9 protein-coding genes are annotated in these 12833 nt (G+C 31.4%); 5 read left to right on the top strand and 4 right to left on the bottom strand.

The genetic code is table 11. The annotated features are described in order from the left end of the window. Window positions 1–6: 6 nt before the first annotated feature. The 3 genes from CA_RS16990 to CA_RS16980 are packed head-to-tail and all read right to left on the bottom strand — an operon-like array spanning window position 7 to window position 3851. Window positions 7–1158, bottom strand: a complete 1152-nt coding sequence (locus CA_RS16990) for a Ger(x)C family spore germination protein (protein WP_010966575.1) — start codon at window positions 1156–1158, stop codon at window positions 7–9. Continuing rightward, window positions 1155–2255, bottom strand: a complete 1101-nt coding sequence (locus tag CA_RS16985) for a spore germination protein (protein ID WP_010966574.1) — start codon at window positions 2253–2255, stop codon at window positions 1155–1157. The genes CA_RS16990 and CA_RS16985 overlap by 4 nt, the downstream gene beginning before the upstream one ends. Before the next feature lie 18 nt (window positions 2256–2273). After that, window positions 2274–3851, bottom strand: coding sequence for a spore germination protein (locus CA_RS16980; RefSeq protein ID WP_010966573.1), 1578 nt, complete (start codon window positions 3849–3851; stop codon window positions 2274–2276). 147 nt (window positions 3852–3998) lie between these two features. Here CA_RS16980 and CA_RS16975 point away from each other — a divergent pair, with 147 nt between their 5' ends. Together CA_RS16975 and bdhB are read left to right on the top strand one after the other, a co-directional pair. Beyond that, a complete protein-coding gene (locus CA_RS16975) occupies window positions 3999–5168 on the top strand; it encodes an iron-containing alcohol dehydrogenase (protein ID WP_010966572.1) in 1170 nt (389 codons plus the stop codon). A 276-nt stretch (window positions 5169–5444) separates the two neighbouring features. Then, entirely contained in the window at window positions 5445–6617 is a 1173-nt protein-coding gene (gene bdhB / locus CA_RS16970) for an NADH-dependent butanol dehydrogenase BdhB (RefSeq protein WP_010966571.1), read from the top strand. 154 nt (window positions 6618–6771) lie between these two features. Here the strand turns inward: bdhB and CA_RS16965 are convergent, their stop codons facing one another. After that, window positions 6772–7497 carry a D-Ala-D-Ala carboxypeptidase VanY gene (locus CA_RS16965; RefSeq protein ID WP_010966570.1) on the bottom strand — a complete coding sequence of 242 codons (726 nt, stop codon included), beginning with the start codon at window positions 7495–7497 and terminating at the stop codon, window positions 6772–6774. 401 nt (window positions 7498–7898) lie between these two features. On the opposite strand from CA_RS16965, the gene CA_RS16960 reads away from it, so the two are divergent. The 3 genes from CA_RS16960 (at window position 7899) to CA_RS20135 (ending at window position 12721) form a co-directional block, all read left to right on the top strand. Further along, window positions 7899–9965, top strand: coding sequence for a helix-turn-helix domain-containing protein (locus tag CA_RS16960; protein ID WP_013913612.1), 2067 nt, complete (start codon window positions 7899–7901; stop codon window positions 9963–9965). 150 nt (window positions 9966–10115) lie between these two features. Further along, entirely contained in the window at window positions 10116–11501 is a 1386-nt protein-coding gene (locus CA_RS16955; protein ID WP_010966569.1) for an MATE family efflux transporter, read from the top strand. Window positions 11502–11710: 209 nt separating this feature from the next. After that, on the top strand, window positions 11711–12721 hold the full coding sequence (locus tag CA_RS20135; protein WP_010966568.1) for a hypothetical protein: 1011 nt from the start codon (window positions 11711–11713) through the stop codon (window positions 12719–12721). Window positions 12722–12833 lie beyond the last annotated feature (112 nt).

Genomic DNA, 12833 nt, shown 5'->3' with positions numbered 1-12833 from the left:
GGTTATCTAAATTATAGGCTGAGATGTTAGACCGGGTCTTCTTACAATACACTTTACATTAATTTTAACATTTACATTAGGAAAAATATTATCCCAATTGTTTTCAACGGTTTTCCAATATTTTGGGTTATCTCTGTAAATCTCGCTGCCAAAACCAAATATATCGGTTTTCAGTCTATCTTGTGAGGCAGCTAAGGCAGAGCTGACCTCTTTTTTAATAGCTTCGCTTTCAAGCTTAGCTAGTTTATTCATCTCTTTATAGTGTTTCATTACGTTAGTTTTATCATTGGTTTCTGATATTAAGCTCTCTTCAGCTACATTTATTTCCATAGTCAATTTGTTACCATTAACTTTGGTTTTAATTTTTGATTTTGAATCTATTATATCAAACACAATTCTTTTGCCGTCTGGAAGAGGAACTAGTATTGAACCGCTTGAGATATGTCCAGTTACCCATTGTAGCCCCCTTGTTTCATAAGTGTCTAAGTATCCAACTAATTTATCTTTTTTAAAAACGCCTGCTCCATACATATTAAATCTATTAGAAAATTTTTGATCAGGCCTAAGAGATATAAGTCCAATTGCGCCGGCATGTGATTTACTGGTTAATGCTTTTACAAGGTCTAATCTTGAATAGGAGATTGAATATCCAGTCATTTCTTGCAGCATAGACATAGTTCTCAGCTTTTCAGCGGGAAGGGGCTGGTCTGGTGTATAGGTAGACACTATGTCTCTTGCGTTACCTTTTGTTACAAATATTAAGCCGTCAGGTCTTATTGTATAGTGTCTAAAAAGTTTATCCATCATGTCACTTAAACCGTATTTAGCTAACCTTTCACCTACAACAACCATCCTGCTGTGTGCGAAAAATAGCGGCTCTCCAGAGAGTACAGAGGCATTATTAAAGGCTTCTGTTATGGTATGCCCTTCGCTGCTAAATACATTTATGCTGGGTGATGCACCTTGCTTACCAGAAGATTGAGGAGAAGAAGCTCCAACATTTAATATCTCAACGGTGTATATATATCTGCCATCTTCACTTAAATCTATACCACTGCAAAGTACTAGAGACAATCTATTTAATTCATGCTTAACATCACTGCAACCACATAATAAAAAAGTACATAATATCAAAAATATTGAAATGAGCTTTCTCATGACTTATTCTCCTTTTTTAGTTTTTTTAGATTAAATAATATAATTGTTAAAAGGGGGAGAATGATTGTAAGTGGAACATTTAAGTACTTTATAAAAATATCTATATGTATATGTATGTGCTGTGGAAAGTTTGATGCCATTAACCTTGATATGATTAAGATTAATATTGAAATTGGAATTGAAAGCCATTTGGAGTTTTTTATTTTAAATAGTTGAGCAGTTCCTTTAACAGCACCATAACAGAAAACACTTACTTTTGTAAAACTTACAATAACCACAATTATAATGGCAAATATATCCAACCTGTCAAAGTATTCAGTGACTTTTAAGACACGCAAGGTTTGCAAAAAAGGAAATAAGGCTGAAATTGAAAACTTAAGTCCAAGTACTAATATACAAAGAAGGGTACTTAGGGAAATAAGAATACCTTGCACTATGACTGCAGATAATGCATATTTTTTTAATTTTTTCTGGTCAGACACAAGGGGAAAAAGCATCGTGGATATTATGTTTTCACCAAAAGGAAAAGCTATAACAGAAAGACTTTTTTTTATAACAGGAACAATTCCATTTTCAAGTATTGGAAACATATGCTTAGGTTCAATTTGGTTTGGAGGAATAATAAAAAATATCCACTCAAAGGCAAAAAAGCTTATCCAAGCAAATAAAAATACATACATCAAACGAGATATGTTTTCAATTCCTAAATACACACCATACCAACATACAAACATCAAAATCATGCAAATTAAAAAAATTGGCATTCTAGGCATTGAAGATGTGATTATTAATACAGATAAGTTTCTTAAAACCCTTGAGGCAGTATATATAAAGAAAGTTAAATAAAAAAAGCTAAAAATACTTCCTAGAAATTTTCCCCATATTTTTGGCATATACTGAATTATACTGTCATCCTTATGGTTTTGCCACAAATATATATATGTAGATTGAAATATAAGAGCTGGTATTATGCACATGAGTACGCCTATCCATGCATTTTGCTCAGCCTCTGGATTTAGGAAAAATATTATGGAACTGCCAAGCACACACAGGACAATTAGTGAAAACATTTGTTTTGAGCATATCTTTTTTTCCAATTTAATTCAACCCTTTCCTTAGTGAGATTTTTTAATTTTATCAATAGCCTTTCTAATATCTTTTATGGCAAGGTTAAGATGGCCTCTAGTCTGTCTTTTGGTTGAGTTCTTATCAGAAACCTTTGGAGAACGCTTTAGCTTTGCCCACAAAGGTTTCCTAATAACAATGTCAAGAAGGTTTTCTTTAGAAGTAGGAGCTATAGGTGTTGCGTAGGGAACTCCAAAAGAGCGGATTGAAATTAATTTTAATGATAGAACAAGATAACCGCAGGTTAAACCAAATAGACCTAGAGTAGTTCCTAAAACCATGAATATAAATCTTGGCAAAGTTAAGGCGTTGTGCATTTCATTGACTGGAACAGCAAAAGAGGCAATATAAGTAATTGCAACGACAATAATTACGGGTGTACTTATTAAACCAGCTTCTACGGCTGATTGCCCTATAATTAGTGCTCCAATGATGCTTATGGATTGCCCTACAGCCCGTGGCATTCTAATACCAGCCTCTATCATTATCTGATATGCAACTAAAAGGAAAAAGGTCTCTGTAGAAGTAGGGTAAGGCACAGATGCGTGAGTTTGAATAAAAGTTATGAGTAATGGCGTTTGTATTAATTCTTGATGAAAAGTGGTTATAGCAACATATAAGCCTGGTAAAAGTATGGATATAAGTAACGATGTATATCTAATCCAGCGATTAATGGTTGCAGGAATAAAATTTATAAAAAAATCTTCATTTGTCTCAAGAAATTCAAAAAATATTGCAGGAGCAGTGCATACAATAGGTGTACCATCAGCTAGTATAGCTATTTTTCCTTCAAAAATCTTTCCGGCAACAACATCAGGCCTTTCTGTTGAGAACACAGTTGGAAAGGCAGAAAAAGCTTCATCCTGTATGTATTCCTTTATGTAATTCATACCAATTATGGAGTCTATCGTTATTTTTCCTATTCGTCTTCTAATCTCCTCTACTATTTTAGGGTTAGCTACATTAGCTAAATAGGTAATAGCTACAGTTGTCTTTGAATTCTCACCTAAAGTAAGTTCTTCCACTTTAAAATCAGTGCTTCTAATTTTTTTTCTTAAAAGGGCTACATTTGTGGTTAAAGATTCAGTGAAGCCCTCTCTAGGACCTCTTATTACAGTTTCAACAGTTGGTTCTGTTATAGCTCTTTCAGGGGGTTTTCCAATACTTATAATAATTGCTTTACTTTCACCATCTAGGAATAATGCTATACTTCCTTTTAAAATGGACAATATAACATCATCCATGCTTTTATATACATTTTTATCATTAACAGCAAAAATTGATTTTGTATATTCAAATATGTTTAAATGGGGATGGTTATTGTAATCTTCTTCTATAAGTTTTTTTATAACAGAGGATTCTATTACATCAGATTGGATAAGATTATTTATGTAGACAATCATTGCAGAAAAATTTCTATTATTAGCTATTTTAAATTCTCTAATCGTTAAATCTGAGCAATTTGTAAATAAGGTTTCTATAGTATGTTTATTTGTTTTAAGGCTAGTTGAAACCGTCTTCGCGTTATTTTTAGATGCTTCTTCTTTATTAAAAATTTTATTAAACAACGAAAAATTCACCCCCTCAATTTATTTATATAATAGTAGTTTGCATGAAATTTCGTTGTTTATTCATATTAGATGCTTGTATTAAAATAATAAAATAGTAAAATATAAGTAGACAAACTATAAATCTATTACTAGGAGGTAAGAAGTATGCTAAGTTTTGATTATTCAATACCAACTAAAGTTTTTTTTGGAAAAGGAAAAATAGACGTAATTGGAGAAGAAATTAAGAAATATGGCTCAAGAGTGCTTATAGTTTATGGCGGAGGAAGTATAAAAAGGAACGGTATATATGATAGAGCAACAGCTATATTAAAAGAAAACAATATAGCTTTCTATGAACTTTCAGGAGTAGAGCCAAATCCTAGGATAACAACAGTAAAAAAAGGCATAGAAATATGTAGAGAAAATAATGTGGATTTAGTATTAGCAATAGGGGGAGGAAGTGCAATAGACTGTTCTAAGGTAATTGCAGCTGGAGTTTATTATGATGGCGATACATGGGACATGGTTAAAGATCCATCTAAAATAACTAAAGTTCTTCCAATTGCAAGTATACTTACTCTTTCAGCAACAGGGTCTGAAATGGATCAAATTGCAGTAATTTCAAATATGGAGACTAATGAAAAGCTTGGAGTAGGACATGATGATATGAGACCTAAATTTTCAGTGTTAGATCCTACATATACTTTTACAGTACCTAAAAATCAAACAGCAGCGGGAACAGCTGACATTATGAGTCACACCTTTGAATCTTACTTTAGTGGTGTTGAAGGTGCTTATGTGCAGGACGGTATAGCAGAAGCAATCTTAAGAACATGTATAAAGTATGGAAAAATAGCAATGGAGAAGACTGATGATTACGAGGCTAGAGCTAATTTGATGTGGGCTTCAAGTTTAGCTATAAATGGTCTATTATCACTTGGTAAGGATAGAAAATGGAGTTGTCATCCTATGGAACACGAGTTAAGTGCATATTATGATATAACACATGGTGTAGGACTTGCAATTTTAACACCTAATTGGATGGAATATATTCTAAATGACGATACACTTCATAAATTTGTTTCTTATGGAATAAATGTTTGGGGAATAGACAAGAACAAAGATAACTATGAAATAGCACGAGAGGCTATTAAAAATACGAGAGAATACTTTAATTCATTGGGTATTCCTTCAAAGCTTAGAGAAGTTGGAATAGGAAAAGATAAACTAGAACTAATGGCAAAGCAAGCTGTTAGAAATTCTGGAGGAACAATAGGAAGTTTAAGACCAATAAATGCAGAGGATGTTCTTGAGATATTTAAAAAATCTTATTAATAGAAACTGTAGAGGTATTTTTATAATTTAAAAGATGTTAAAGAGTGAGGAGTAATTTTGTTCTAACGCCTCACTCTTTTCATTTTATGATTAAATGTATGCTGATTTACGCTAACTTAAATCCTAAATAATAACCTAATGTTAATATTTTGTAACAAATGGATAAAAGCGTAAAAATATTATTGTAATAATTTTAAGTAGGTTTAAAATATATATAATGTAGAAGCATTCCTACATTATATTATTTAAATAATAATCTAAACAGGAGGGGTTAAAGTGGTTGATTTCGAATATTCAATACCAACTAGAATTTTTTTCGGTAAAGATAAGATAAATGTACTTGGAAGAGAGCTTAAAAAATATGGTTCTAAAGTGCTTATAGTTTATGGTGGAGGAAGTATAAAGAGAAATGGAATATATGATAAAGCTGTAAGTATACTTGAAAAAAACAGTATTAAATTTTATGAACTTGCAGGAGTAGAGCCAAATCCAAGAGTAACTACAGTTGAAAAAGGAGTTAAAATATGTAGAGAAAATGGAGTTGAAGTAGTACTAGCTATAGGTGGAGGAAGTGCAATAGATTGCGCAAAGGTTATAGCAGCAGCATGTGAATATGATGGAAATCCATGGGATATTGTGTTAGATGGCTCAAAAATAAAAAGGGTGCTTCCTATAGCTAGTATATTAACCATTGCTGCAACAGGATCAGAAATGGATACGTGGGCAGTAATAAATAATATGGATACAAACGAAAAACTAATTGCGGCACATCCAGATATGGCTCCTAAGTTTTCTATATTAGATCCAACGTATACGTATACCGTACCTACCAATCAAACAGCAGCAGGAACAGCTGATATTATGAGTCATATATTTGAGGTGTATTTTAGTAATACAAAAACAGCATATTTGCAGGATAGAATGGCAGAAGCGTTATTAAGAACTTGTATTAAATATGGAGGAATAGCTCTTGAGAAGCCGGATGATTATGAGGCAAGAGCCAATCTAATGTGGGCTTCAAGTCTTGCGATAAATGGACTTTTAACATATGGTAAAGACACTAATTGGAGTGTACACTTAATGGAACATGAATTAAGTGCTTATTACGACATAACACACGGCGTAGGGCTTGCAATTTTAACACCTAATTGGATGGAGTATATTTTAAATAATGATACAGTGTACAAGTTTGTTGAATATGGTGTAAATGTTTGGGGAATAGACAAAGAAAAAAATCACTATGACATAGCACATCAAGCAATACAAAAAACAAGAGATTACTTTGTAAATGTACTAGGTTTACCATCTAGACTGAGAGATGTTGGAATTGAAGAAGAAAAATTGGACATAATGGCAAAGGAATCAGTAAAGCTTACAGGAGGAACCATAGGAAACCTAAGACCAGTAAACGCCTCCGAAGTCCTACAAATATTCAAAAAATCTGTGTAAACCTACCGGGGTTTGGGCGTAGCCATTATATTCATGAACTCCAAGAAAGCAGTATGCTAGCAAAGAAATAAAACTCAAAGCAGAGAGAAAATTTAGACATTCAACTATAAATAAAAAATACCCCCCAAAGCATTAATATCTTGGGGAGTATTTTTTATTTTGAAGTATTCTGTTCAGCTAAATATTCTTCTAAGGTAATACCTCTGTTCATAATTTCTTGTGAGGCAGGAAGACCGATATATCTTACATGCCATGGCTCAAAATTATACTTTGTTATGTTTTCTTTATCCTTAGGATATCTTATTATGAAACCATATTTACCACAATTTTGTTGAAGCCATTTATAAGAATTTGTATTCATAAATCCATCATCTAAAGAAGAGTATTCGGTTGATAGTAAGTCCATTGCCAATCCAGTTTGATGCTCACTTGTACCAGGTTCAGCTACATATTTATCAGCTTCGGCTTTTCCGTCTCGTGCTACTTTTTCATTATATAATTTTTGCTGATACGAATAAGGTCTATAACCTGAAACAGCTAGAAGTGTAAGACCATCCTTTGATGCTGCATTAAACATATTTTCAAGTCCTGTTGCAGCTTCGCTCTCCATTTGATTTACATTAGGATCAGAACTACTAATAAATTTAACGTTAGGAGTTCTCAAATTTTGAGGTATATAGTTTCCTGATAATTTACTTTGCTTGTTTACAAGTAGGATGTTCTGTTTCTTTACCTCGGGTTTCTTGGCTTGTTTTTTAGGTGTAGAAACTTTCTTTTTGGGTTCGTTTACTACAGTTTTTTTAGGTTGATTATTTTTATATATAAATAATGATGCAGATATAACACTGATGATAATAAGTGCAAGTATAATTTTTTTCATACTTTAAAAGCTCCCTTCAATGTGTTTAAAGAAAGTTAATTTGTTAAAAACATGTTAGTTCTACCAAACACATAAAATCACTATAAATAAATACTTAACTTTATTATGCTTAATTTTACAATAAATAAAACACCTAATATAATTAAATGGTGTTATTTATTAGATAATTAATTTGGTAAAAGACTCTTCTAACTAGTATAAACAAAATAGCTTCATTAGTCAAGAAAAATTACAAATAATGTAATATAATGTATTTTGTTGAATCTAATTTAAAATTATTGTCACATTGACATAAATTATAGGTGTATGATATATTGAGAAACAATTGATAGGTTTTTTATAATTGATAGTTTTATAGATTTAACTGTAATTTCATAAAAAGGCTTAGGAGGTACTTAATTTTGAGAAGACAATACATAGATTATCCTTCAGATTTACCTGTTCTAATATCCTATGCAAGTGTAATAAATTACCCGATACATTGGCATAATTCAATTGAAATATTGTATGTTCTTAAAGGGAACTTTAATGTAACAATTGATTCTGATAAATATGAGCTTGTTGAAAACGATATTGAAATTGTAAATATAGATGAAGCACACAGCGTTTATAGTGATGATGAAGATAATAGAATGTTAATATTTCACATAGATCCAGCTTTTTTTAAGAAATACTTTAACGATATAGAGAATATGTTCTTTTATACAAATATAACTGATGATAACGCGCAGAAGGGCGAAGAATATGATATTCTTAGAAAATATTTATCTAGAATAATATGTGAATTTGTTCAAAGACAAGAAGATTATGATAAGAAAATAGAAGATATACTTGTTGAATTGCTCTATAACTTAATAAACAACTTCCATTATTTAACATCAGAAAGAGAAGAGCTTAGAGAAAAGGGAGAACAGCTTGAAAGGTATCATAGAATTACAAAATATATATACAATAACTACAATGATAATATAACTCTTCAGGATATAGCTAAAAAAGAATTTTTAAGTACACATTATTTATCACATGAAATTAAAGACACTACAGGATATAGTTTTACTGATTTACTTAATTTAACTAGAGTAGATGAAGCTTTAAAGCTTCTTTTGGATACAGATAAAACTATAACTGAAATTTCTCAGGATGTTGGCTTTTCTCATGTTAGATATCTTAATAAGCATTTTAAGATACAATTTAATTGTTCTCCAAACCAGTACAGAAAGAAATACAAAGTTAGTGAAGAAGTATTTGAGGCATTAAAAAAAATTAAGACATTTAACATCGATGAAAGTATGGATAGCTTAAATAACTATCTTGAAGATTATGACAGATTTAATTATGAAGATTTAATTGATAAAATATATATCAATATGTCAGAAGATTTGGGTACTTTTAATAAGGAATTTAAAGAGGTAATAGATATCGGAGATGCGTTTGAGCTTTTAATAGAAGACAATAGAGATATACTTGAGGCGATTCAAAGTGAAATTGAATTTAAGTATGTAAGGCTTCTAAATGTAATCAGTGTGGATATGGGGATATTTCCAGGATCTGAATTCTGTAATTGGAACAGAGCTAGTGATGTTTTTGAATTTTTATATGATATGGGAATTGGTGCTGTTATAGTATTAGATGATAGGGAATTTACGAAGGATGAATACATAAAAGCATTAAAGTCCCTTATAGAATACTTTAAAGAGATTGATACTGTAGATATAGATTCTTTTAAATTTCAATTTCCAATATCGATGAAAGAGAGCATGAGAGAAGAGCTAAGACAATTAATAGACAGCTATGAGCTTACAGTGATGGACGAAATGTTTCATTACAATGACAATATAAACTATATTTATGATACAGCATATATGCTTCCATTTATAATTCATAGAAGTATGAGACAAAGTGAAAAAAGTGGAAATTTCTTGAGAGCTTTTGATGTGCTCGATAAGCAGGTTAAGCTTACAAATGAAGTGTTCTTTGGATATCCGGGGCTTGTAAATGATAAGGGAATAAAAAAACCTTCATACTATGCATTTTATCTAATGAATAAGTTAGGAGATACTTTAGTAAGTAAAGGTAATGGCTATATAGTAACTAAAAATGAAAATGAGTATCAAATTTTGCTTTATAGCTATTATGATGGAATAGATACACTGGATGTATTTAGTAATTTTTCTAAGTTTAAAGGTAGGAAAAATATAACGGAAAAGAAAATGTCTTTAAACATAGTAAATATAAAATCATCAATAAAGATAACAATGTATGAGATAAATGAAAGTGCAGGATCTTCATATAATTATTGGGTTGATATGGGTAAGCCTAGGAGATTAAATAAAGAGGAAAAAGAGATACTTCATAAAGCTGCCTTTCCAAGAATCTATTTTAAAAGCATGAAGAAAAGCACAATATTTAATATAAGAACTGCACTTAGAGGATACGGAGCTGTTCTTATTTTAATAAAAGAGGTATGAAAACATTAAAATTGGTTTAATCTGTGATTATCATAAATTGTAAATTTTCGAGATATAACATATTGGTACATTCATATAAGCATTTTAGTTGATGAAAATCACCCCTTAGAAATACTATAATTTAATTGTAGGAAAGATAGGGGTGATAAAATGACTTTAGACAATAGGGCTTTCCTTAAACAAAGCTCAAAAAAATTGCTCTTTAGGTTTGCTGTTCCTGCGATTTTTTCACTACTTGTAAATGAACTTTATAATATGGTAGATACAGTTTTTGCAGGTAGATATATAGGTGAAAATGCTATAGGAGCTATGACAATAGCGTTTCCAATTCAAAAAATCTTAATAGCAATGGGGCTTTTAATAGCTACCGGAGCTTCTACTTACGCAGCTAGAGTTATCGGAGAAAAAAATTATAAAGAACTAAAAAAGATAGTTATCAATTCATGTGCTTTAACTATAGTTTCCATAATTTCGATTTCTTTTATAATATTTCAATTTAAATCGAGTATACTCTATTCATTAGGAGCAAGTGATAACACGTATCCAATGGCAGTACAATATATATCTATTATATTGTTTGGCAGTATATTTATGTGTCTTGCGAGTGTAATGTCCTATATTATGGTTTCACTTGGAAAAACAAAAACCTTGCTTTACACAAATATTGTAGGTGTACTATTAAATATTATTCTTAATTATGTTTTAGTTATACAGCTTCATATGGGTATAAGAGGAAGCGGTATAGCAACAGTTTTATCTCAACTGGCAGCATTTGTAGTTGCCTTAGTTCAATTTGCATACATGAATAAAAAACAGAATTTTAAGTTTTTTGAGAATATTAGTACAAATATAATTAGCGGAGATATTATAAGGGAGATAGTTCTCGTAGGGTTTTCCACCTTTATAATAGAAATTGCAGATGCAGTTGTATCAGCAGTACTTAATAATGTATTATATGCTGGTGGTGGTGATTCTGCCATAATTATGCTTGGAGTAATAACGAAAGTATACATGTTTATGTTTATAACTGTTATAGGAATAAGTTCAGGTATGCAGCCTATAGTTGGTTATAATTTTGGAGCTGGTAACTATAAGAAGGCCAAGGATATCTTGAAATTTTCTTTAAAAACGGTAATAATTATTTCAGCATTTGTTTGGGTAGGATTTATAATATGGGCACAGCCTTTGATTGGATTTTTTCTTAAGGATGCTCAGCTTGTAAGTAAGACTGTATCAGCATTTAGAATAGTTATATCTATGTTGCCACTTCTAGGAATATATTATGTAGCGATATATTACTATCAAGCAATTGGTGAAGCAAGAATAAGTTTTATACTATCTATATATAGAGAACTTATAATGTTTATTCCAATGGCTGTTATATTGTTTAAGATTGTGGGGATTAATGGTGTTTTTATAGCATATCCTTTGACTGATATAATTGTTATTTTAACATCAGTGTATTTCATAAGAAGGGCATTTAAAGAACAATTTGCAGAGGAGAGTATTCCAAAAAGAGTTGGAGCACGAGCTTAGTTGAGATTTTCACTATGCTAGGGAAAATCTTAAGATTTAAGGTTCTCCCTAACATAATGAAAAAGAATTTTGGCAAGACTTTTATGTAATTAAAATAAGGTAAGATGAATTTTTAAATTTATCTTACCTTATTTTTGTTATCTTTCTAGAATTTTAAATGAAGGGGCTTTTTATTAAACCCAATTTTGTCAATTGGGGATAAGCGTAATATGTTGTTCGATGGCGATAAAGTAGGAATATATTTAGGTATATGCTTGAGGATTTTATCCCAAGGAAAGTTAATAGGAGACCCAGTAGAATTCCAAGGAAAGTTAATAGGAGACCCAGTAGAATTCCAAGGGAAGTTAATAGGAGACCCAGTAGTATCCCAAGGGAAATTTATAGGACAACCGGTAGAATTCCAAGGAAAATCTATAGGAGACCCAGTAGAATTCCAAGGGAAGTTAATAGGAGACCCAGTAGTATCCCAAGGGAAATTTATAGGAGACCCAGTAGAGTTCCAAGGAAAATCTATAGGAGACCCAGTAGAATTCCAAGGGAAGTTAATAGGAGACCCAGTAGAGTTCCAAGGAAAATCTATAGGAGACCCGGTAGAATTCCAAGGAAAATCTATAGGAGCCCCAGTGGTATCCCAAGGGAAATTTATAGGAGAACCGGTAGTATCCCAAGGAAAATTAAAAGGAGACCCAGTAGAGTTCCAAGGAAAATCTATAGGAGACCCAGTAGAATTCCAAGGGAAGTTAATAGGAGCCCCAGTGGTATCCCAAGGGAAATTTATAGGAGAACCGGTAGTATCCCAAGGAAAATTAAAAGGAGACCCGGTAGAGTTCCAAGGGAAATTTATAGGGCAACCAGTAGAATTCCAAGGAAAGTTAATAGGAGACGCAGTAGAGTTCCAAGGGAAATTTATAGGAGACCCAGTAGGGTTCCAAGGGAAGTTTATAGGACAACCAGTAGTATTTTTAGGTAAGTTTATAGATGAACTGGTAGTAGTTTTAGGTAAGTTTCTTTTAGTAGAATTAGTAGCATTGGAAATCCTTATAGAAGATCCAGTAGTATTTTTAATAAAGCCTATAGCAGAACTTGTAGTACTGCTTGTACATGTTGATAATTCCTCAATAGGGCAAGCATATGCAGTGAATAACACTGGGGAACTTGCAGCAGCTATGGAAAAAATAATTAGAAAAATAGAGAATTTTTTAAACAAATTTCTCATATAATAAAAACCTCCTGTAATATTATTTATTTACAGTACAATTATAGTCTATAAGGGATAAAAATACAAAACGTAATTTGTAAGTAAATTGATTGTATTAAGATAATTGTATATAA

The sequence above is a fragment of the Clostridium acetobutylicum ATCC 824 genome (genome assembly GCF_000008765.1).
Lineage (GTDB): Bacteria > Bacillota > Clostridia > Clostridiales > Clostridiaceae > Clostridium_S > Clostridium_S acetobutylicum.
Note: the sequence above shows the minus strand (reverse complement) of the source record. Positions and strands in the feature narration are given on the sequence as shown.

Coding starts and splice junctions, on each gene's coding strand:
- CA_RS16955 (WP_010966569.1), top strand. CDS start 10,116: ATGACTTTAGACAATAGGGCTTTCCTTAAACAAAGCTCAAAAAAATTG.
- CA_RS16975 (WP_010966572.1), top strand. CDS start 3,999: ATGCTAAGTTTTGATTATTCAATACCAACTAAAGTTTTTTTTGGAAAA.
- CA_RS20135 (WP_010966568.1), top strand. CDS start 11,711: ATGTTGTTCGATGGCGATAAAGTAGGAATATATTTAGGTATATGCTTG.
- CA_RS16990 (WP_010966575.1), bottom strand. CDS start 1,158: ATGAGAAAGCTCATTTCAATATTTTTGATATTATGTACTTTTTTATTA.
- CA_RS16965 (WP_010966570.1), bottom strand. CDS start 7,497: ATGAAAAAAATTATACTTGCACTTATTATCATCAGTGTTATATCTGCA.